The 21,412-nt window shown below is 60.2% G+C and carries 18 protein-coding genes; 13 read left to right on the top strand and 5 right to left on the bottom strand.

Annotated elements, in window-relative coordinates; translation table 11 throughout:
• Positions 1-80 precede the first annotated feature (80 nt).
• The 3 genes from GGQ68_RS05140 to GGQ68_RS05130 all read right to left on the bottom strand — a co-directional run bounded on the left by GGQ68_RS05140 (position 81) and on the right by GGQ68_RS05130 (position 2,814).
• A complete protein-coding gene (locus GGQ68_RS05140; RefSeq protein ID WP_183963594.1) occupies positions 81-689 on the bottom strand; it encodes a glutathione S-transferase family protein in 609 nt (202 codons plus the stop codon).
• A gap of 74 nt (positions 690-763) precedes the next feature.
• Positions 764-2,017, bottom strand: coding sequence for a cation:proton antiporter (locus GGQ68_RS05135; RefSeq protein WP_183963592.1), 1,254 nt, complete (start codon positions 2,015-2,017; stop codon positions 764-766).
• Between the two features lie 104 nt (positions 2,018-2,121).
• A complete protein-coding gene (locus GGQ68_RS05130; RefSeq protein WP_183963589.1) occupies positions 2,122-2,814 on the bottom strand; it encodes a nitroreductase family protein in 693 nt (230 codons plus the stop codon).
• 248 nt (positions 2,815-3,062) lie between these two features.
• Between GGQ68_RS05130 and pnp the strand changes: the two genes are divergently transcribed.
• Complete coding sequence (pnp, locus tag GGQ68_RS05125) at positions 3,063-5,198, top strand: polyribonucleotide nucleotidyltransferase (protein WP_183963587.1); 2,136 nt, start codon at positions 3,063-3,065, stop codon at positions 5,196-5,198.
• 103 nt (positions 5,199-5,301) lie between these two features.
• Here pnp and GGQ68_RS05120 read toward each other — a convergent pair whose 3' ends face one another.
• Complete coding sequence (locus GGQ68_RS05120; RefSeq protein WP_221235521.1) at positions 5,302-6,102, bottom strand: hypothetical protein; 801 nt, start codon at positions 6,100-6,102, stop codon at positions 5,302-5,304.
• 271 nt (positions 6,103-6,373) lie between these two features.
• Here GGQ68_RS05120 and GGQ68_RS05115 point away from each other — a divergent pair, with 271 nt between their 5' ends.
• A complete protein-coding gene (locus tag GGQ68_RS05115; RefSeq protein ID WP_183963583.1) occupies positions 6,374-6,721 on the top strand; it encodes a YigZ family protein in 348 nt (115 codons plus the stop codon).
• Positions 6,722-6,989: 268 nt separating this feature from the next.
• Here the strand turns inward: GGQ68_RS05115 and GGQ68_RS05110 are convergent, their stop codons facing one another.
• The gene (locus GGQ68_RS05110) at positions 6,990-7,676 is read right to left on the bottom strand and encodes a response regulator transcription factor (RefSeq protein WP_183963581.1); all 687 of its coding nucleotides are present in this window, start codon (positions 7,674-7,676) and stop codon (positions 6,990-6,992) included.
• Between the two features lie 150 nt (positions 7,677-7,826).
• Between GGQ68_RS05110 and ribA the strand changes: the two genes are divergently transcribed.
• The 11 genes from ribA to GGQ68_RS05055 all read left to right on the top strand — a co-directional run bounded on the left by ribA (position 7,827) and on the right by GGQ68_RS05055 (position 19,985).
• Positions 7,827-8,909 (top strand): GTP cyclohydrolase II, encoded by a 1,083-nt coding sequence (ribA, locus tag GGQ68_RS05105; protein ID WP_246429279.1) that lies wholly within the window; start codon positions 7,827-7,829, stop codon positions 8,907-8,909.
• 20 nt (positions 8,910-8,929) lie between these two features.
• Positions 8,930-9,532 carry a hypothetical protein gene (locus tag GGQ68_RS05100; protein ID WP_183963577.1) on the top strand — a complete coding sequence of 201 codons (603 nt, stop codon included), beginning with the start codon at positions 8,930-8,932 and terminating at the stop codon, positions 9,530-9,532.
• A gap of 44 nt (positions 9,533-9,576) precedes the next feature.
• Positions 9,577-10,578 (top strand): LLM class flavin-dependent oxidoreductase, encoded by a 1,002-nt coding sequence (locus GGQ68_RS05095; RefSeq protein WP_183963575.1) that lies wholly within the window; start codon positions 9,577-9,579, stop codon positions 10,576-10,578.
• A complete protein-coding gene (locus GGQ68_RS05090; protein WP_246429263.1) occupies positions 10,575-11,093 on the top strand; it encodes a L,D-transpeptidase family protein in 519 nt (172 codons plus the stop codon). Before GGQ68_RS05095 ends, GGQ68_RS05090 begins: the two co-directional genes overlap by 4 nt.
• Before the next feature lie 412 nt (positions 11,094-11,505).
• Positions 11,506-12,609, top strand: coding sequence for an ABC transporter ATP-binding protein (locus tag GGQ68_RS05085; protein WP_183963573.1), 1,104 nt, complete (start codon positions 11,506-11,508; stop codon positions 12,607-12,609).
• Between the two features lie 279 nt (positions 12,610-12,888).
• Positions 12,889-13,983 (top strand): extracellular solute-binding protein, encoded by a 1,095-nt coding sequence (locus GGQ68_RS05080; protein WP_183963572.1) that lies wholly within the window; start codon positions 12,889-12,891, stop codon positions 13,981-13,983.
• 104 nt (positions 13,984-14,087) lie between these two features.
• A complete protein-coding gene (locus GGQ68_RS05075) occupies positions 14,088-14,378 on the top strand; it encodes a DUF1330 domain-containing protein (protein ID WP_183963570.1) in 291 nt (96 codons plus the stop codon).
• On the top strand, positions 14,375-16,075 hold the full coding sequence (locus tag GGQ68_RS05070; RefSeq protein WP_183963568.1) for an ABC transporter permease: 1,701 nt from the start codon (positions 14,375-14,377) through the stop codon (positions 16,073-16,075). Before GGQ68_RS05075 ends, GGQ68_RS05070 begins: the two co-directional genes overlap by 4 nt.
• 3 nt (positions 16,076-16,078) lie before the next feature.
• Entirely contained in the window at positions 16,079-17,263 is a 1,185-nt protein-coding gene (locus GGQ68_RS05065; RefSeq protein WP_183963566.1) for an ABC transporter permease, read from the top strand.
• 136 nt (positions 17,264-17,399) lie between these two features.
• Complete coding sequence (locus tag GGQ68_RS05060; protein WP_183963564.1) at positions 17,400-18,650, top strand: PAS domain-containing protein; 1,251 nt, start codon at positions 17,400-17,402, stop codon at positions 18,648-18,650.
• Between the two features lie 75 nt (positions 18,651-18,725).
• Positions 18,726-19,985, top strand: a complete 1,260-nt coding sequence (locus GGQ68_RS05055) for a PAS domain-containing protein (RefSeq protein WP_183963562.1) — start codon at positions 18,726-18,728, stop codon at positions 19,983-19,985.
• The last annotated feature ends 1,427 nt before the right edge of the window (positions 19,986-21,412 follow it).

Here is a 21,412-nt window from a genome sequence, read left to right as displayed (position 1 = left end):
CGCCCGCTCCGATTTTCGGCGCGGGCGTTTTTCTTTGGCGTGGTCGTGCGTGGTCGTGCGGGGATGCCCCGCTGCGAGGGTCAGGCGGCCATCGCGGCCTGATCACGCTGCCATGTACGCTGCGCCGAAGGGCGTGCCTGCATCCGTTCATGCCAGTCACGCACACCGTCGTGGTCCGGCAAAAGGTCTGGCATCCAGTTGAACAGCGAATGCACCATCAGATCGGCGACACTATAAGTCTCGCCCAAGAGCCACGGCTGCCCCCCGAGCGTCGTGGTCAGCCGTTCGACCAGATCGTCCCAACCGCGAAACGTGCTTTGGAACAGAGGGTTATCGATACCGGCCATCTTGGCGAGAGTGACAGGCTCTACGACACCGGCGTTCCACGCCAGCCATTCCAGACATTTCGCGCGGTCCGGCGTGCCGATAGCGGGCATCAGGCCCGCGTCCGGAAAAACATCGCACAGGTGCTGCGCTATGGCGATGCTCTCGACGATCACTGTGCCATCGTGATCCAACGCGGGAACCTTCTTGTCGGGGTGCGGATTGGCCGGGTCCGCCGCGCCGCTTCCATCGCTGCGCTTGATTGAGGTCATATGGATGTCAACGTGGTCCTGTGCGCCGAGGTCATCGATCAGGGTTACGAGGCGCGAGGAGCGTGACATCGGCGAATGATAGAGGGTCATCATGGAGAACATCCTTTGTTTGTGATGCCCTCAGACTAGCGGTGGGTGCTGTCAATTTCTGGCAGCACCGACACGGGTCAGACAAGATCCGGTTCGCGCCCGACCTTGTTGGCGAGCTTTCCCACCGTCAGCCCTTGCACGATGATCGAAAAGACGACGATCACGTAGGTCACGGTCAGGATCAGCGGCTTCCATTCGCTGTCAGGCAGCGACAAGGCCAGCGCGACGGAGATGCCGCCCTTCAGCCCGCCCCATGTCATGATCGGCAAAACGCCGGGTGCGAAGGTCTGGAACGGCTTCAGCAGCGCCAGCGGTACCGCCACCGCGACGAGCCGCCCGATCAATGACAAGGCGATGCAAATGACGCCGGTCACCAGCATGTCCATTTCCAGTTGCACGGCAAAGATTTCCACGCCGATCAGCATGAAAAGCACGGCGTTCAGGATTTCGTCCACCAGAACCCAGAATTTCTCGACATATTCGCGGGTCAGTTCGGACATGCCTTTCGCGGCACCGATGTCGCCGATCAGAAGGCCCGAGCAGACCGCGGCGATGGGGGCCGAGACATGCAGCGTGATCGCCAGCTCGTAACCGCCAAAGGCCAGTCCGAGGGTCATCAGCACTTCCAGCGAATAGTCGTCGATGTGGCGCATGACGCGGAAGGTGAGCCAGCCGAGCACCAAGCCAAGAGCCGCCCCGCCGAGGGCCTCCTGGACAAACAGCAGCAGCGCGCCGGTGACGGCGTCGTGGTCCCCGCCGTGAGAGGCGGCCGGATAGGCGAGGCCGACGAGGACCAGGAAAACGACATACCCGACGCCGTCGTTGAACAGGCTTTCGCCCGCCACCTGTGTTTCCAATGATTTGGCCAGATTGGCTTCTTTCAGAACACCCATGACGGCGACCGGGTCAGTTGGGGAGACCACAGCGCCGAATATCAGCGCCACCAGCAGCGGCGCACCTGTGAGCCAGTGAAAGCCAATGCCGATCACCGCGGTGGACAGGGCGACGCCGATGGTCGCCATCAGCAGCACCGTGGGCCAGACGGCCTTGAGATCCGAAAGCTTCACATGAAGGGCACCGGCAAAAAGCAGAAACCCCAACATCCCTTCGAGCAGGGTATCGGAAAAGTCGATACCGGTCACAAGAATTCGCAGATCGTCGCCCAGCGTGATGCTCGGCACCAGGGCGTCTACTGCAAGTGCCGCCATGGAGGTCAGCAGCGCGACCACAAGGATGCCGATGGCGGAAGGCAGTTTGAAAACAAAGTAATTCACCACCCCGAAAGCAGCGGCGAGAACAATAAGAAACGAGGTGATCTGAAGCAGGCTCATGGTATGTCACATGACTCCATTGGCGAGAAAATACGGGTTTTCGCCGCGTCTATCACGCTTTCCGCGAGGCGGGACCAAAAACGCGCGCCCCATGGCATTTCAAATCAATCCAGAGTGGTCATGATCTGGTCCAGCGGTTTTTTGATCCGTGCGGCGGCGGGGGTGGTGGCGTCTGCTGCGGCGTGTCCCACCGCGAGGATCATGACCGGCTTTTCGGACGCGGGGCGCTGACACAGGTCATTGAGAAATTTCATCGGATTGGGAGTATGTGTCAGCGACGACAGGCCCGCCTGGTGCAGCGCCGCGATCAGAAAGCCGGTGGCGATGCCGACGGATTCGTTGACGTAGTAATTCTTGTACCGTGTGCCATCGTCGAATTCCCCGTAGCGTTGGGCAAAGATCACGATCAGCCAGGGGGCGTCTTCGAGGTGCGGCTTGGATGGGCCGGTGCCGATGGGTTCGAGGGCCGAAAGCCACTCGTCGCCGGCGGCGCCCTCGTAAAACCTGGCCTCTTCTTCTTCGGCGGCGGCGCGCACCTGTGCCTTCAGCGCGGGATTGCCAATCGCCACGAAATGCCAGGGCTGGTGGTTGGCGCCAGACGGCGCACCACCTGCGGTGCGGATGGCGCTTTCGATCACGGCGCGCTCCACCGGGCGGGTGTCGAAATCGCGTGTGGTGCAGCGCGTGGACATGGCGTCCTCGAAGGTGCGCGCGGCGGTCAGCACCTGAGCATCGGTTAGCGCAGGCCGCAAGGGCAGGGGCTGCGCCGTATAGCGGAGGTCGGATTTGGCAAACATTGGCGTCTCCTTGGTCCGCTGCATGGTCCGGCGGGATCACCGCGCTGTCAATCGGACCCGGCTTTTGACTCGCCGTCATGCGGAAGCGGCTTCCCAAAGACCTTATTTTCATGTATGGCGCGACAATCTGAGACGTGACGCATTGATCCCGGCGCATGACACGATACGAGGGATCGGCGGCAATGGGGCCGCTATGCAAACGGGGGACCCGAGAGGGCTCGGGAGTGCCTCCAGACAGGATACGCTAGATGTTTAACGAAGTGAAAAAGACACTCCAGTGGGGCGAAGAAACGCTCACGCTGGAAACCGGCAAGGTTGCACGCCAGGCCGACGGCACCGTCATCGCCACTCTGGGCGAGACCTCCGTCATGGCCAACGTGACCTTTGCCAAGCAGCAGAAGGAAGGCCAGGACTTCTTCCCGCTGACGGTTCACTACCAAGAGAAATACTACGCCGCCGGCAAGATCCCGGGCGGCTTCTTCAAGCGCGAGGCGCGGCCGACCGAAAAGGAAACGCTGACCGCCCGCCTGATCGACCGCCCGATCCGCCCGCTGTTCGTTCCCGGCTTCAAAAACGAAGTTCTGGTGATGTGCACCGTGTTGTCCCACGACCTCGTCAACGATCCTGACATCGTGGCGATGATCGCGGCCTCCGCGGCGCTGACCATCTCCGGCGCGCCCTTCATGGGTCCGATCGCAGGGTGCCGCGTCGGCTTCGAGGACGGCTCCTACGTTCTGAACCCGACCGTCGACGACATGCACGATCTGCGCAACAACCCCGAGCAGCGCCTCGATCTGGTTGTGGCAGGCACCAAAGATGCCGTCATGATGGTGGAATCCGAAGCCTACGAGCTGACCGAAGAGGAAATGCTTGGCGCGGTGATGTTCGCACACGAGCAGATCCAGCCGGTCAACGACCTCATCATCGAGCTGGCCGAAGAATGCGCGAAAGAGCCGTTCAACTTCACGCCTCCGGATTATTCCGAGCTGTTCGCCGTGGTCAAAGCCGCTGGCGAAGACAAGATGAAGGCCGCTTATGCGATCTCTGACAAGCAGGAGCGCACCGCCGCTGTTGCCGCCGTCAAGGACGAGATCAAATCCGATCTGAACGAAGAGCAGCTGGCCGATGCCAACCTTGGCGCCGCGCTGAAAAAGCTGGAATCTCAGGTTCTGCGCTCCGACGTTGTGGTGAACAAGCGCCGCATCGACGGTCGTGCTCTGGATCAGGTGCGCTCCATCGTGTCCGAAACCGGCATTCTGCCGCGGACCCACGGTTCTGCCCTGTTCACCCGTGGTGAGACTCAGGCGCTGGTCGTGACCACGCTGGGCACCGGCGACGATGAGCAGTTCATCGACGCGCTGCACGGCAACTTCAAATCCAACTTCCTGCTGCACTACAACTTCCCTCCCTATTCGGTTGGCGAAGTGGGTCGTGTGAGCGGTCCGGGCCGTCGTGAAATCGGTCACGGCAAGCTCGCATGGCGCGCGTTGCAGGCGGTTCTGCCAGCAGCGACCGACTTCCCCTACACCATCCGCCTGGTCTCCGAGATCACCGAATCCAACGGCTCGTCCTCCATGGCGTCCGTGTGCGGTGGCTCCCTGTCCATGATGGACGCCGGTGTGCCGCTGAAGGCTGCCGTGGCCGGTGTGGCCATGGGTCTGGTGCTGGAAGAAGACGGCAACTACGGCATCCTGTCGGACATCCTGGGTGACGAAGATCACCTCGGCGACATGGACTTCAAAGTCGCTGGCACCGAAAACGGCATCACGTCGCTGCAGATGGACATCAAGGTCGCTGGCATCACGCCCGAGATCATGAAGACCGCGCTGGGTCAGGCCAAGGCAGGCCGCCTGCACATCCTGGAAGAGATGTCCAAGGCGATCACCGAGGCGGGCACCTTCTCCGAACACGCGCCGCGCATCGAGACCATGAACATCCCCACCGACAAGATCCGTGAAGTGATCGGTTCGGGCGGTAAGGTCATCCGCGAAATCGTGGAAACCTCTGGTGCGAAGGTCGACATCAACGACGACGGTGTGATCAAGATCGCCTCGCCGAACGGTGAAGCCATCCAGAAGGCCTATGACATGATCTATTCGATCGTGGCAGAGCCGGAAGAAGGTCAGGTGTACAAAGGCAAGGTCGTGAAGATCGTCGATTTCGGCGCCTTCGTGAACTTCTTTGGCAAGCGCGACGGTCTCGTGCACGTCAGCCAGATCGAAAACCGTCGCCTGAACCATCCGTCGGATGTGCTGAAGGAAGGCCAGGAAGTCTACGTGAAGCTGCTGGGCTTTGACGACCGCGGCAAGGTGCGCCTCGCCATGAAGATGGTCGATCAGGAAACCGGCACCGAGCTGGCAAAAGAAGACGAGCAGGCCGAATAAGACCTTTTGGGTCTTGGGTCGGGGTCCAACCCCGACCTGCGTCCACGTTGCTCATATTCAGCGGGCGGTCCTTCGGGACCGCCCGTTTGCTTTTCCGGGAGGGTTACTGCGAGCGGGCTTTTGGCGTCCGGTCAAAGGCATCGCGCGGATTGAACAGATCCGCATAGCTGTCAGGGTGAAGCGGCCGACACTCGAGGAAGTCCTGCGGCTGCGCCTGCTGATACAGCGCGTCGGTCACCGCAAGCAGGCCCACCACATCGTCAAACGCCCAGGTCAGGATCAGGCCCGACGCCGCCACGGCCGAGACCTTTTCCCCCGGAATGTCCTGCGCGGGGTGTGGCGGCAACAGGGTTTCGGTCGGGATCGACCGGGCCCGCTCGCGCCATTCGCTCCACAGCGTGACCTTGTCCAGATCCAGTGCTTGCAGGTAGCGGCCCAGTTGCGGCTCCATAACGGCGGGCAGCAGGTCTTCCTCCGGCGAATACAGCCCCATGCTCTCGCAATGGCGGTCAAGCGCGGCGCTGATCTGAGGATCGCGGTCATCGCGGTCCACGTCCAGCGTCCAAAGCCAGACAGTGCGCTCGAAGGTTTCCTGATCCGGTGCGCCGATGGCCTGACGCACGGCCTCCCAGCGGACGGGCTGCCCGGTGGTCTTGATGGTGTCGGGGAAATCCGGCGGTGCCATATCCGGGTGCGCCTGCAGAACCTGCGCCTGCACCATGGCGTCCCGCGCGCTGGCGGCGTCCATTTCGATCGGTCCAAAGACGGAGGTTGCAGGATGGTGCCCCGGAACGGTGAAGAACGGATTGAAGACCACGAAAACATGGTCGTAATCGCGCGCCCACCAGTCCCGAACAGGCACAGCGAGATCGGGGTATTCCAGGTGGCGGGGCGGTGGTTTCAAATCCGACATTCTCCAAGCTTAGCGATTGTGCCGCGCCGCTACAATCTGCGGTGCCACATGCCGCATGATGTGGTGAATATTGCGGGGAATAAACCCGGATAAATACCGACTGTCTTTGAGGGCGCTCCTGTCAAAACGCGGATCAAAGACGCTGACCCATCCAAAACGTCACGAGCGAAAAATGGGTCTCGGCGAAACCGCCGAAGCCTGTCTCAATCAAGCGGCAGTTTGCGGTTTTGCGCGGGTGGGAGCGCTGCTAAGACTGTGCGCCATGCTGGTTCTGGAAAATATCATATCTGATCGTGGATCGCGCTATGCCGTAGCGGGCGGTCCCTGTTCTGGCTCGGATGAGGCCGCCGCCTTCCTCAAGGAGCTCAAGCGGCGCAAGAAATTCGCCAAGGCGACGCATAACACATGGGCTTGCCTCACCGAGGACGCGCCGCTGAAGAACGACGATGGGGAAAGCGGTGCAGGCATGGTGATCCTGCGGATGCTGGAACGCGAAGATCTGCGCAACGAAATCGTGGTCGTCACGCGCTGGTACGGTGGGAAGCATCTGGGTGGGGATCGCTTTCGCCATGTCCAGGAGGCTGTGCGCCAATATCTTGACGCGCGATAAGGCCATGCGCTTCGGTCTTTGGATTCCTAGCCCCACGTGACTTTGGACAGGCGCGGTAAATCCGCCTCCCGAGGCGGCGAAGACCGGCGTTGCGACAAAAAAAAAGACCCGGGCAATGCCCGGGCCAAGTCCAACAGGGAGGTGCATATGATGACCCGCATATGCGACGGGAACTTGTGTCAGGCGGCTCGCGCCGCTTGCCGTCTCTCAATACTGTATTGCCCAAACCCAAGCCCGAGAAGTTCGACCTAGGTATGGTCGCGCCGGGTCACGATACCAGTCGATAGCCGCCGGACTCCGTCACCAAAAGCTGCGCGTTCGAGGGGTCGGGCTCGATTTTCTGACGCAGGCGATAAATGTGGGTTTCCAGCGTGTGGGTCGTCACGCCTGCGTTGTAGCCCCAGACCTCGTGCAAAAGCGTGTCGCGGGGGACCACACCATCGGCGGAGCGGTAGAGGAACTTGAGGATGTTCGTCTCTTTCTCCGTCAGGCGGATCTTGCGGCTGTCCTCTGTCTCCAGCGTCTTCATCGCCGGTTTGAAGGTGTAGGGCCCGACGGTGAAGACGGCGTCCTCGGACTGTTCATGCTGGCGCAGCTGCGCACGGATGCGGGCGAGCAGGACCGGAAACTTGAATGGCTTGGTCACGTAGTCATTGGCCCCGGCATCAAGGCCAAGGATCGTGTCCGCATCGCTGTCGTGACCGGTCAACATCAGGATCGGTGATTTCACGCCTTGCTTGCGCATCAGGCGGCACAACTCACGCCCATCGGTGTCGGGCAGCCCCACATCAAGGATGATCAGGTCGTAGATCTGTTCCTTGGCACGGGCCATGGCGGTGGCGGCGCTGTCGGCCTCGAACACCTCGAAGTCCTCTGTCATGACCAGCTGTTCAGCCAGCGCTTCGCGCAGGTCCTCGTCGTCATCGACCAATAGGATGTTTCTCAGTTGTGCCATGGGTTACCTCCAGCAATTGTGACCGGCTGTTGCCTTTCATGGCAGATGGCGGCAAGCAGGGGTGCTGACAAGAATTGTGGCAGTCTTCTCACGCTCTCGTGTCTGTGAGGACGGATTGTTACAGGAAAAACCGGGTTTTGTAACGCGAGGCTGCCCATGGGACCGGATCTGACAGAATTACTGGCGCGGGCGCGGGGTGATCTGCGCATGGGCGTTCCGGTTGTGCTGCATGGCAAGGACGGCGCGGTGCTGGTGGCTGCTGCCGAAACCGTCTCCGAGGTCCGCCTGGCCGAGGTGCTGGCGCTTGGTGCCGTGGATCTGGCGATCACCGGACGGCGGGCGGAGACGCTCAAGGCGCGGGCGTACGACGGCGATCTGGCGCGGGTGATCGTGCCCGGTCGTGCGGGGCTGGAGTGGGTTCAGGGCATCGCCGACCCCTCCGAGGATCTGGCGCAACCGATGAAGGGCCCCTTGGCCAGCCGCCGCGACGGTGAGGCGGTGATGCACCGGGTGGCCATCGCCCTGTGCAAGGCGGCGCGCCTTTTGCCAGCCGCCCTGGTGGTGCCGGTTCGGGCCGATTATGCCACGGGGCAGCTGCTGACTGAACTCGATGCCGTGGCCGCAGGGCCGTTGATGGCATCGCTGCACGCCTTGGGTCATGTGGTGTCCGCCCGCGTGCCGCTGCGCGCGGCAGAGAACGCGAGGCTGCATATATTCCGCCCCGACGATGGGTCGGACGAGCATTACGCCATCGAGATCGGCCGCCCGGACCGTTCCAAACCTGTGCTCGCGCGGCTGCATTCCGCGTGTTTTACCGGCGACCTTCTGGGCTCTTTGAAATGCGATTGCGGGCCGCAGCTGAACGCGGCGCTGGCGCAGATGGGTGAGCAGGGCGAGGGGGTCTTGCTCTATCTCCAACAGGAGGGGCGCGGGATCGGTCTGGCCAACAAGATGCGGGCATATGCCTTGCAGGATCAGGGCTTTGACACGGTGGAGGCAAACCATCGGCTGGGGTTTGAGGATGACGAACGCGACTTCCGGCTTGGCGCGCAGATCCTGGAAAAGCTTGGCTTTTCGGCGGTCCGCTTGATGACCAACAACCCTGCCAAGATTGCCATGATGACGGCCAGCGGCATTGATGTGACAGAGCGCGTGCCGCTGAAGGTCGGGCTGTCGGCACACAACGAGCGGTATCTCGCGGTGAAGGCTGAGAAGTCAGGCCATCTGCTCTGAGAGCCTGCGGAGAGGCCGCCATGCCCTTGCAAAATCGTGTCGATCCCTTCGGGCGGTTCACTGTCACAAAGGCCCGCGGCACCCGCATGGGAAACCGCGGTATTGTGCACGACGGGCACAGCGTGATCCGTACACATGTGCATCAGAACTGGGTGTGCTGTGTCTTGAGCTTCAAGGGGCGGCACCGAAAGGTCATGTCGCCGGGCACCTATGCAGAGCTGTTCTTTCTGGATGAGGCGACGGCCCTGGCGGCGGGGCATCGCCCCTGTGGCGAGTGCCAGCGTGACCGATACGCTGCCTTCACGCGGATTTGGCGCGACGTTCACGGAGGGCCAGAGGCGGGGAGATCTCTGCCGCAAAGCATCGACCGGATACTGCACCGGGCGCGCATCCAACGGCGCCGGAAAGTAACGTTCGAGGCACAGGCGGCGGATTTGCCAGATGGCACCATGGTCGCCGTGGGCGCGGACGCCTACCTGATCCGGCAGGGTATCTGGCGCTGGTCGTTTGACGGGTATGCCCCTGCCAACGCTCTGCCAAAGCACGTGAAAGTGCTGACGCCGGCGCCCGTTATTCCGGTCTTGCGCGCAGGATACATGCCACAAACATATATTCAGACTTGAACCGAGCGGTTCAGATCCCCATTCTTGGTTCAAAGGAGTCTGATATGCATTATTCTTTGCTCGACCTCGCGCCTGTTCCCGAAGGGTCCACCACTGCCGACGCATTGCGCAACACCGGCGCCTTGGCGCAGCACGCCGAAGGCTTGGGCTATCATCGCTATTGGCTGGCAGAGCACCACAACATGGCCGGGATCGCGTCGGCCGCGACGGCGGTGCTGATCGGTCACGTGGCCGGGCTGACCAAGACAATGCGCGTCGGTGCGGGCGGCATCATGCTGCCCAACCATGCTCCGCTCGCCGTGGCCGAGGCGTTCGGCACCCTGGCAACGCTCTATCCGGGACGGATCGACCTAGGGCTGGGGCGTGCTCCGGGCGGTGATCATGCGGTGATGAAAGCGCTTGGTGTGCATCATGGCCGTGCCGAGAATTTTCCCAATGAAGTGGCTGAATTGCGAGAACTCTTTGGCGCAGAAAACCCGAACCGCGCCGTTCAGGCGCACCCAGGTGCGGGAACCGAGGTGCCGCTGTGGGTGCTTGGGTCGTCGCTTTACGGGGCGCAGGTGGCTGCCGCCCTTGGGCTGCCCTATGCCTTTGCCTCGCACTTTGCCCCGGCGGCGCTGGAGCAGGCCTTCGAGGTCTATCGGCGCTACTTCAAGCCGTCCGAGACGCTGGCCAAGCCGCACGCCATGCTGGCGGTGAACCTGTTCGCCGCAGATACGGAAGGGGAAGCGCGCAAGCTGCGAACCTCCATGCAGCAGTCCTTTTACCGGTTGCGCACGGGGACGCCGGGCAAGCTGCCCCCGCCTGTGGATGATCTGTCTTCGGTCGTGCCCGAGGGGGCGATTCCGCAGGTGAACGAAGCCTTGCGTGTGACTGCCGTCGGCGATGCGGCGCAGGTGGAGCAGCAGTTGCGCGCTTTGATCGCGACGCACCGCCCCGACGAGGTGATCCTCACCGGCCACATCTATGACCATGCGGCCCGCTTGCGGTCCTTTGAGATCGGGGCAGAGGCCATGCAGCGTATCAATCTGGCGCAGGCGGCATGAGCCTCAAGACGCAGGATATGGTGCTGACCCGGCGTGGATTGCGCTTCATGGGCCAGCACTGGCCCTGCACATATGGCAAAGGCGGTGTCCGCGCCGACAAGCGCGAGGGCGACGGAGCGACCCCCGTTGGCGTGCACCGCATCACCGGACTGCTTTATCGCCCTGACCGAATGGCCCCGCCCACCGATTGGGCGGTGCCAATCCGGCCTGGTGATCTGTGGTCCGATGACCTGCGGGACAAAAACTACAATCTTATGGTTCGCGCGCCGTATCCGCACAGCCACGAAAGGCTGCGGCGCGCCGATCCGCTTTATGATCTGGTGCTGCTGACGGATTGGAACTGGCCATTCGCACAGAGGGGCAGGGGCTCCGCGATCTTCATTCATCGGTGGCGCAGGCCGGGATACCCGACAGAGGGCTGTGTGGCGTTTCGGCCGGACCACCTGTTGACGATTGCCAGGAACGTCACGCTGGCGACTCGTCTGGTTGTGCCCGACGCGCTGGCAACACGCTGACCGGAGGCCCGAATCGGCAGCTATTTTGGCTGATTTCCGAAAGAAATGCGGCATTGATCCAAGTGATATGACTTTCGGCGCCGCGGCTTTCCAGCTGCCCGTATTTCAGGCGTCTTTTGAATTCGGGAAGGCCGGATCGCCCTGAAATCGGCCGGCTGCGCTGAAAATCGGCCTTGAATGGTCCTCTGTCGCCGGCCATCCCGAAACGGCCGTTGCAGTACATTGTCCTGCAAAGCTCCATTTGACCTGTCAAAAGTCTTGTGTCGCGCCGCTTTCCTGCCCGAATGCGCCGCAAATGCTGTATGATTAGGCGAGTTTCGCGGAGATGCTTGCAGTTAGCGTCTCGGTGCGGTTTAGTCTGAGACAAAGCACAGCGGGAAAATCCGCGGGACACAACACAGGGAGCCACCCTTTGGCTGATGGATCGAACGGCGATGCGTTCGTCGCTTTTGAGCGCGTTCAGAAAAGTTACGATGGCGAAACGCTTGTCGTAAAGGACCTCAATCTCTCTTTGCCGAAAGGTGAGTTCCTGACCATGCTCGGCCCGTCCGGGTCCGGCAAAACCACCTGTCTGATGATGCTGGCCGGGTTCGAGACAGCCACCCACGGCGAGATAAAGCTGGACGGCGTCAGCATCAACAACATTCCGCCGCATAAACGCGGCATAGGCATGGTTTTTCAGAACTATGCGCTTTTCCCTCACATGACCGTCGCGGAAAACCTCTCCTTCCCGCTCGAAGTCCGCAAGATGGGCAAGTCCGACCGCGAGGCCAAAGTGAAGCGCGCGCTGGACATGGTCCAGATGGGCGCATTCGGTGGCCGTCGTCCGGCGCAGATGTCTGGCGGTCAGCAACAGCGGATCGCCCTGGCCCGCGCCCTGGTGTTCGAGCCTGAGCTGGTCTTGATGGACGAGCCGCTGGGCGCGCTGGACAAACAGCTGCGGGAACACATGCAGTTCGAGATCACCAATCTGGCGCACAGCCTTGGGATCACGACCGTTTACGTGACGCACGACCAGACCGAAGCGCTGACCATGTCCGACCGTGTGGCCGTGTTCAACGATGGCCGCATCCAGCAACTTGCGCCGCCCGATGAGCTGTACGAACAGCCGCAGAACAGTTTTGTCGCGCAGTTTATCGGCGAGAACAACACGCTCGAAGGCACCATTGCCGAGATCCGGGGCGATCACTGCGTGGTCAAGCTGGACGGCGGCGAGACGATTGATGCGACACCTGTCAACGTGACCAAGGTGGGAGAGCGCACGCAGGTCTCCATCCGGCCCGAGCGGGTCGAAGTGAACAAGGAGCGCCTGCAAGAGGGGGCTCACACCTTGAAGGCCGAAGTGCTGGAGTTCGTCTACATGGGCGACATCTTCCGCACCCGGCTGCGCGTCGCGGGACGCGATGACTTTGTGATCAAGACCCGCAACGCCCCGGATCAGATCCGGATGACACCGGGCAGCATGATTGAGATCGGCTGGCTGCCGAGCGATTGCCGGGCGCTGGACGCCCCCTAAGGTGCTGATGACGCGTTTAGCGCCATACCTGCCGCACCGATCGGCCCACTTCATACACCGCACGGTTCTACGGACCGCGCGGCACACACCCCGGAACGGCACACTGTCGGGCCAGGCGTTGTGATGCGATCTGGCGGGGCGGTCCACCGCTGCCCCGCCGTTAAATGGGGGTCGGGCAATAGGCCCGGACACCCCAAACGCGGACCGGCGACAACGCCTGCGCCGCGTGAACAGCAAGACGGTCCCCCGCGGATCGGATTGCGCAATGGGAGAATGAAGATGAAAATCACCAAAACACTCATGGCCTCCACGGCTCTGACAGTCGCAGCCACTGGCGCGATGGCGCAGGACATGGCTGACAGCATGACACTCGTCAGCTGGGGCGGTGCCTATCAGAATTCGCAGCAAGAAGCCTACGTCGTCCCCTACCTGGAGATGCACCCGGAAGTTTCGGTCTCCTGGGATGAGTCCTCCAACGAGGCGGTGGCAAAGCTGCGCGCCATGAACGAAGCGGGCAACGTGACCTGGGATCTCGTGGACGTCGTTGCATCTGACGCAATCCGCCTGTGCGACGAAGGTCTGGCGATGGAAATCGACCACGACGAGGTGCTGGCACAGGGCGACGACGGCTCTGACGCGTCTGACGACTTTGGCGACCTGATCGTGTCCGACTGCTATATCCCGCAGATCGTGTATTCGACCACCTTCGGCTACCGCACCGATCTGGTGCCCGAAGGCGCAGAAGCGCCCTCCGACATCTGCTCGGTCTTCGATCTGGAAACCTATCCGGGCAAGCGCGCGCTGGAAAAGCGTCCGATCAACAACATGGAATGGGCGCTGCTGTGTGATGGCGTGGCCAAGGACGACGTCTACGACGTGCTGGAGACCGAAGAAGGTCAGGACCAGGCGCTGGCCAAACTCGACACCATCAAGGACGATGTGATCTGGTGGTCGGCGGGCGCGGACACGCCCCAGCTGTTGGCAGATGGCGAAGTCTTCATGGGCTCCACCTACAACGGTCGCCTGTATTCCGCGATCGTGGAACAAGACCAGCCCATCGGCATGATGTGGGACGCGCAGGTGTTCGACCTTGACGGTTGGATCATCCCGGCGGACCTGCCCGAGGAGCGTCTGGCGCGTGTGATGGATTTTGTGAAATTCGCAACCGACACCCAGCGTCTGGCCGATCAGGCAAAGTACATCTCTTACGGTCCGGCCCGTTCGTCCTCCGCACCGAAGGTGCCGGAAGACATGAAGATGCACATGCCGACCGATCCGGCGAACGCTGGCAACACCTTCCTGTACAACTACGAGTTCTGGGCTGACTACCGCGACGATATCGACGCGAAATTCCAGGCGTGGCTGGCGCAGTAAGGCGCTTTCTGCGGGTCGGATAACCTTCGACCTGCGCACTGACATCACCCGAGGCGGGCCACGTTTCCGCCTCGGGGCAACGACAAAAAAACAGGGTGGGACAGATGCCCAAGGGCTATATCATCGGCCATATCACCGTGAAGGACCCGGACGCGTACCGCGAGTATGTGGAACGGGACACGCCGATCCTAGACAAGCTTGGGGGCCGTTTCGTTGTTCGCGGCGGCCAGTCGCAAGTGGTCGAGGGCACCGCTCACGACCGCCATGTCGTCATCGAGTTCCCCACCTATGCGGAGGCGCTCGCCGCCTACAATGATCCAGAATATCAAGAGGTTGCGCGGATTCGCCATAATACGGCCGACAGCGTGATCCTCGTCGTGGAGGGCGTAGAATGAACACAGCCACCGATCCCGACAAGATCACCGGGCCCACACCGGACAACGCCTTGCGCGCCGCCGATGCGAGCGACAAGAAGGATGGCCCGGTGTTGGCCGCCGACGGCACGCCGCTGAAGAAATCGCTGGGCCGCGCACTGCGGGCGCAAAAACTTCGGGCGCTGGCGATGATCGCGCCGTTGCTGATCTTTGTTGTTCTGACCTTCATCGCGCCGATCTTTGACATGCTCTTTCGCTCGGTCGAAAACCAGATCGTGTCCGACACTCTGCCGCGCACGACCCAAGCGCTGAAGGACTGGGACGACACCTCCGGGCAAGTGCCCGGCGACGATGTGTTCGAGGCCGCCTACATCGATATTTTCTACGCCGCCGAGAACAAGATGCACACGCGTCTCGGCACGCGTCTGAACTATGAACTGACCGGTGTCTCCTCTCTGTTCCGTAAATCCGGACGTGGGCTGGATGACATAGGCGAGGTGTACAAGGACCAGTTCGAAGACCTCGACGAGAACTGGGACGAAGCTGAACCCTGGGCCGAGCTGATGGGCTCCGACGCCTGGTTGGCAGAGGCACGCGCTTGGGAAGATGGCCAGCCGCTGCCGAAATTCGAATTGCGCGAAGGCATCGCCGAGGTGTTGCCACGGACCGCAGACGCCTACAGCCAATTCGCGGCGTTCACCCGTGTCGAGGAAGAAGACAACGTCTTCAACGAGGAGCCGTGGACGCTGGTTCATACCATGCTCTACGAGGACCTCGCAGCAGGCGACGTGTCAGGCTACACTGGGCCGCGCGCCGATATGCTGATTGCCGCCGATGCTCTTGTGGACTCGCCGGAGTTTGAGACGGCGGACCTCAAGGCCGTTTTCGAGGATATCGACAAGGACTGGATGGACCCGGTCGTCTGGCAAACCATCAAGATGTATTCGCCTGATTACACCAGTGGGTACTTCCTGAACTCCGTCGACATGCAGAAAACGCCGGACGGTCCTGCCCTGCGGGATGAAGATGAGCGGATCTACGGTATTTTGTTCAAACGCACGATGTTCATGTCGCTGGTCATCACGTTCAGCTGCATCGCGCTGTCCTATCCGGTGGCCTTCCTGCTGTCGAACTTGCCGGCGCGCACGGCCAACCTGTTGATGATCCTCGTCTTGCTACCGTTCTGGACATCGCTTCTGGTGCGTACTTCTGCCTGGAAGGTGATGCTGCAACAGCAGGGTGTCATCAACGACGTGCTGGTCTGGATCGGTCTGATCGCGGATGACAACCGATTGGTCATGATCAACAACCAGCTTGGTACGATCATCGCCATGACGCATATTCTTCTGCCGTTCATGATCCTGCCGATGTATTCGGTGATGTCCACGATCCCGCCCTATTACGTCCGTGCGGCGAAATCGCTGGGCGCGACAAACTGGACGGCCTTCTGGCGGGTCTACTTCCCGCAATCGGTGCCGGGCATCGGCGCGGGGTCGATCCTCGTCTTCATCCTGGCGATCGGTTACTACATCACGCCGGAAATCGTCGGCGGCACAACGGGTACCTTCATCTCGAACCGGATTGCCTACCACATCTCCTCGTCGCTCAACTGGGGCCTTGCGGCTGCGCTTGGGACGATCCTGCTGGCGGTGGTGCTGATCCTTTACTGGGCCTACGACAAGATCGTCGGCATCGACAACGTGAAGCTGGGGGGCTGATCCATGGCTGTTGAAACACAAGCAGTGAAAAAGCCCGTACTCTTTACCGCTTTGGTGATGGGGGCATTCGGGGCCTTTGCCGGGGTCTTTGTCGGCGCGGCGAACGGATCGGTGCCGCTGGGCGTCGTCATCGGCTTTGTCCTGCTGGCAGCGATCGCCTTCGCTGCGATGGAGCTGTTGGACCCCAAGCTGGAGCAACCCGTGAAGTGGGGCCTCGTGGTCCTCATGGCGATTTTCGGCTTTGTCTTGAGCGGCCTTCCCGGCGCCCTGGTCGGAGCGATCTTTGGCTATATTTTCGGGGTGCTGATCTACTGGGTTGGCATGGGGCGCTACCGTGTGCCCTTGCCGCCTTATCTGACGGCAGGGCAGGTGATGTGGCATTACTCCTTCCGCACGCTGTGCGGGGCGATCCTCGTCTTCCTGATCACACCGATCCTCGTGGTCATGCCGTTGAGCTTCAATGCCGAGAACTTCTTTACCTTCACGCCGGAGATGCTGCGCCTTGATCCGGCAGGGTATTCGCTGAAGCACTACCGCGACTTCCTGACCAACTCGGAATGGACAAGCGCGGTTTGGAACTCGGTCCGAATTGCACCGGTGGCGACGTTCATCTCGGTGACGCTTGGCACGTTGGCGGCCATCGGCCTGTCGCAAAGCCACGTGCCGGGCAAGCGTGCCATCATGGTTGTGCTGATCTCGCCGATGATCGTGCCGCTGATTATCTCGGCCACCGGCATGTATTTCTTCTACTCGAAGATCGGTCTTGTGGGCACCTACTGGGGCGTTGTTCTGGCCCACGCGGTGCTGGGCATTCCCTTCGTGATCATCACGGTGACGGCGACGCTGGTGGGGTTCGACAATTCGCTCACGCGCGCCGCGGCGAATATGGGCGCAGACCCGGTGCGCACATTCTTCAAGGTTCAGATGCCGCTGATCCTGCCTGGTGTGATTTCGGGCGCCTTGTTCGCCTTTATCACGTCATTTGACGAGGTGGTGGTTGTTCTGTTCATTGGCTCGGCAGAGCTGCAGACCTTGCCGTGGCAGATGTTCACGGGTCTGCGCGAACAGATCAGCCCGACGATCCTCGCGGCGGCCACCATTCTTGTGGTCATTTCCATAGGGTTGCTGACCACTGTGGAGATGCTGCGCCGTCGGTCCGAACGACTGCGGGGCATGAGCCCGGGATGACCGGTTAACCAACCGATCAGAAAGTCGTTAAATTTACAGCCAGAAATGCAGGCGGGAGCGGAAACGTTCCCGCCTTCTTCATACCTTGAAAAGATATCCCGTGGATACTCTGCCAAACTCACTCAAGGATCCCGGCATGAGCCAGCACGACCGCACTTTGACATACACACCCCGTTCCACCCACGCGGGCGAAGTGCCGTTTGAACCGGGCGAACTCTTTTTCACGCGCACCGACAAGCGCGGAGTGATCATTTCGGGAAATCAGGTGTTCCAGCGCGTTTCCGGCTACGAACTATCTGAGCTGAAAGGCGCACCGCATAAGTTGGTGCGCCATCCCGACATGCCCAAAGGAGTATTCCATCTCAAGTGGGAGCGTTTGGGCCAAGACAAGAAGATGGTCGCCTATGTGAAAAACCGCTCCAAAGACGGGCGTTTCTATTGGGTCATCGCGATCACTTGGCCGACCGAAGAGGGCTACCTGTCGGTGCGTGCAAAACCGCTGTCCGACATGCGTGACAAGATGGAAGTTCTCTACAAATCTCTCCTCGCGGCGGAACAAAACGATGGCGTGACTGCGGCTCAAAGCAGCGAGCGCCTGCTGGATGCAGTGCGTGGCATGGGCTTTCATGACTATGACGCCTTCATGGGGCACGTCCTGCGGCTGGAGATGTTGGAGAATGCCAGGGCAACAGGGACTGCGCCAACCGCCGTTCTACAACGCTACTTTGCCATGTCTGACACCATCCGCGATCTCGGCGCCGAGGTTGAAGGACTGGTCGAGGTCATTCGCGCGATCCGCACAGTGCCGATGAACATGCGGATCCTTGCCTCTCGACTAGAGAATGTAGGCGGACCAATCAGTGCGATTTCCGTAAACTACAGTCAAATGCTCGAGGAAATGACGACTTGGATAAAGGAATTCTCCGAAGGCCCCAACTGTACTTTTGCCCGAATAAAAGGGGCAATCTTGCAGGGACAGTTCCTTGTCTGTGCCGCCGATATGCAAAGCCGGATGTCGACGCTTTTTGCAGAGGATATCAAGGTTGCAGAAGACAAATCCACTCTGCTTGAAGACAAACAAATGTTGGAGCGGGAGGCTGAGGTCTTTCACAACGAGGCACAAGAATCCCTGAAGCGGATCGAAACCGAAGTACGCCGCCTCAGCCGCAGTGTTCTGGACATGAAGCGCTATGTAACCGGTCTTTCGAGCACGCGAATGATGTGCAAGATCGAGAGCGCGTCGTTGGGCGGTTCTGATACAGCGCTCAACGGCATCGTTGAGCAGCTGGACGAACGACAAAACGAGATTGAGCGTCGTCTGGCCCGAGTGGTGGAGCTCAACTCCAATATACAGGGCCACAGCGCTATGCTGCGCTCGATGTCCTGAGCCACGCACCTGATTCATCATTTCTCAAACGATCTGAGCCAGACTGGACAGAACGATGCTGCCCGAGGACAAACTATGACGGAACATACACCCCTATTCGCTGCGGACAGCTCGTACTCGGGTTCTGAAGCGCAGTTTCACCTGTCCGAATTGATTTACTCTCGCACCGATGATCGCGGAGTTATCAAGGCAGTCAACAGCGTCTTTCAACGTGTGTCGGGCTATGAGCGCGATGAAATGTTGGAGGCGCCGCATAAACTTGTGCGTCATCCGGACATGCCAAAAGGCGTCTATGAACTGATCTGGGGACGTCTGAAGGAGGGTATACCCACTGGCGGCTACGTGAAAAACCGTTGTAAAAACGGGCGCTATTACTGGGTTTTTGCGCTGCTGTGCCCGGTCGACGGCGGATACGTTTCAACCCGTCTGAAGCCAAGTTCGCCGCTGCGTGAAAATGTGGAGCAGATTTATAAAAGGCTGCTAAAGCGCGAGAACGAGGAAGGTCTCAAACCGGCCGCGAGCGCTGCTGCCTTGCTTGCCGAGATCCGAGCAGCAGGCTACGCTAGTTATGACGCTTTCCAGAGCCATGCCTTGGCGATGGAAGCTGAGGCACGCACCACGCAACTGGGTCGAAACCTGGATCCGTTCCAGCGGCGGTTTCTGGATATGTCGCGAGCGATCACGCAAGTGCACGTGGAAACTACGGAGATGACGGAAGCTTTCAAAGCCATCCGAACAGTGCCTATGAACATGCGGATCATCGCTTCGCGGCTCGAAAGCGCTGGCGGCCCGATCAGCGCAATCTCCGTGAATTATAGCCAGATGCTTGAGGATATGTCGGCTTGGGTCGATACCTTTGTTGAGGGCGACACTTGCGTCTTTGCCCGGATCCGCGATGCGATCATGAAAGGACAGTTCCTCGGCTTCGCGACAGAGTTCGAAAAAGAGATGAGCGATTTGTTTAAACAAGAAGATGGCAAATCTGCAGAGGCCTCTTACGATGGGGTGGATTTGGCGAATGAAGCGGATTTCTGCGACCAAGTCCGTCAAAAGTTTCTTGGCGAGACCGCCTCGGTCTTGGGAGAGGTCGAAACCGAAGCGCGCCGTTTTGCACGCAGCGTTCTTGACATGAAACGATATGTCACTGGCCTGTCGAGCACGCGGATGATGTGTAAAATTGAAAGCGCGGCGCTGAACAACTCCGGAACGGCTTTGTCAGGGATTGTTGAACAACTTGACGACTGTCAGGACGAATTGGAACAGCGGCTTGCGCGTGTTGTGGAACTAAATTCAGTCATTCAAAGCAACACTGCTATGTTGCGTACCTTGATTTAGTTGGTTCAGAGGGCTGAGATGGTGTGCCCACCGACGACATCAATGTGCCAAGCTGGGATTGTGATGATCCACAAAGGGGGCGGTCATGGCGGGGCGTTCACGGCCGGCTTCGACTTGGCCAAGAATGTGTGCAAAGCCCACGGGGCAGATGACTCCGGGAGAGCTATGCTTCGCACAAATCCGCAAAGGGATCAGGTGCTTGAGTTTTGCGCAGGGCTACGGTTCTGCGTCTTTACGATGAAAGCCTGTGGTGGCACCTAGTTCTTGGGCAAAATCAACAAGCGTTGACATGAGGTGAGGCTCATCCCGCCTGTCTAGGTGAATCCCTTTGCGAAGCGCCTGAAAACCAAGCGGCCGATGCACCGGCGATTTGCGAGATATCAAGCCTCTTGCGTAGCGATGAAAAGTTCACGGGTATCCGTTTAAGACCAAGAACCTGCGCTCTAAGATGCGGTTCGTACCTGTGAAGTGCGAAGAGACGCAGGGCGCGGCGGCGGTGTCTCGCGTGCGCGAGCTTCTGATCCGCTAGCCGACCCGAGCCGTCAATTCACTTCGAGTGCATTTCAGCGACTTCGGAACCGTTGTTTCACAAGGGGCATCCGACGCGATGACGCTGATTGCAATTATCCGGTTCCAAAATGCGATCCGCCTGCAAACGCAATCCCTCGGTTTAGGGTCCCGGTACTGATGCAGTTGAAGGCAGAGCCGGTAAGCTCAATACCGAGATCGTCTGTAGCTCCAAAGAGAACAAACTGGCGTTACGTCTAATGTCAGTGCCCGGTGTCGGATCGCTGATCGCGACGGTCATAGTGATCTTTGCACCGACGCCAGAGGCTTTCTGCAAGGCTCGGTCGGTGGCGGCGTTCTGAAAGCACGCCCTTGGCGTGAAACTCGGGTTCACGCAACGACAACATGCCACTGGCGGCAGACAGCAGCTCGGAGCCACGGCGATTTCGAAGCATTGCGTGACGCAATCCGCTGAGGCGCAGAGGGAGGGCAAACGGTGCCTACAGCGCTTGCTGATCATGTGCGCCGACAAAGTCATGCTCCAGCGGCAGACCCATGCTGAGGCCCGATAGCGCTGGGAGGGATGCGCTGTATGTGCCTGCAGGGCAAGGGATAGCCCGACATGCGTCCACCAGTCTCCGGCGTCCGGTGCATAAATCCGCTATAAGTCGCGAGCAGGCCGAAGCATAATTGCGCAAGAAGACGTTTGGCGCAACCCGTTGCCATCGAACACGCGGCATATATTTCACTGCATAAGGGGCCGGATACACGTCTGAATCAATGACGCGCCAAAACCAACTCCGAAGAAACCACTAGCACAATGGGCGGCTATTCATCCTCCACACATCGGGGTTTCAGCTTGGTTATGGTTTGCCAGACAGTATCGTGCCGCGGTCTATGGGACAGGTCTAGGAGGAACG

It is taken from the genome of Sagittula marina (genome assembly GCF_014196795.1).
Classification (GTDB): Bacteria; Pseudomonadota; Alphaproteobacteria; order Rhodobacterales; family Rhodobacteraceae; genus Sagittula; species Sagittula marina.
This window is presented reverse-complemented; position numbering and strand designations above follow the sequence as displayed.

Coding starts and splice junctions, on each gene's coding strand:
- GGQ68_RS05140 (WP_183963594.1), bottom strand. CDS start 689: ATGATGACCCTCTATCATTCGCCGATGTCACGCTCCTCGCGCCTCGTA.
- GGQ68_RS05135 (WP_183963592.1), bottom strand. CDS start 2,017: ATGAGCCTGCTTCAGATCACCTCGTTTCTTATTGTTCTCGCCGCTGCT.
- GGQ68_RS05130 (WP_183963589.1), bottom strand. CDS start 2,814: ATGTTTGCCAAATCCGACCTCCGCTATACGGCGCAGCCCCTGCCCTTG.
- pnp (WP_183963587.1), top strand. CDS start 3,063: ATGTTTAACGAAGTGAAAAAGACACTCCAGTGGGGCGAAGAAACGCTC.
- GGQ68_RS05115 (WP_183963583.1), top strand. CDS start 6,374: ATGCTGGTTCTGGAAAATATCATATCTGATCGTGGATCGCGCTATGCC.
- GGQ68_RS05110 (WP_183963581.1), bottom strand. CDS start 7,676: ATGGCACAACTGAGAAACATCCTATTGGTCGATGACGACGAGGACCTG.
- GGQ68_RS05100 (WP_183963577.1), top strand. CDS start 8,930: ATGCCCTTGCAAAATCGTGTCGATCCCTTCGGGCGGTTCACTGTCACA.
- GGQ68_RS05095 (WP_183963575.1), top strand. CDS start 9,577: ATGCATTATTCTTTGCTCGACCTCGCGCCTGTTCCCGAAGGGTCCACC.
- GGQ68_RS05090 (WP_246429263.1), top strand. CDS start 10,575: ATGAGCCTCAAGACGCAGGATATGGTGCTGACCCGGCGTGGATTGCGC.
- GGQ68_RS05080 (WP_183963572.1), top strand. CDS start 12,889: ATGAAAATCACCAAAACACTCATGGCCTCCACGGCTCTGACAGTCGCA.
- GGQ68_RS05075 (WP_183963570.1), top strand. CDS start 14,088: ATGCCCAAGGGCTATATCATCGGCCATATCACCGTGAAGGACCCGGAC.
- GGQ68_RS05070 (WP_183963568.1), top strand. CDS start 14,375: ATGAACACAGCCACCGATCCCGACAAGATCACCGGGCCCACACCGGAC.
- GGQ68_RS05065 (WP_183963566.1), top strand. CDS start 16,079: ATGGCTGTTGAAACACAAGCAGTGAAAAAGCCCGTACTCTTTACCGCT.
- GGQ68_RS05060 (WP_183963564.1), top strand. CDS start 17,400: ATGAGCCAGCACGACCGCACTTTGACATACACACCCCGTTCCACCCAC.
- GGQ68_RS05055 (WP_183963562.1), top strand. CDS start 18,726: ATGACGGAACATACACCCCTATTCGCTGCGGACAGCTCGTACTCGGGT.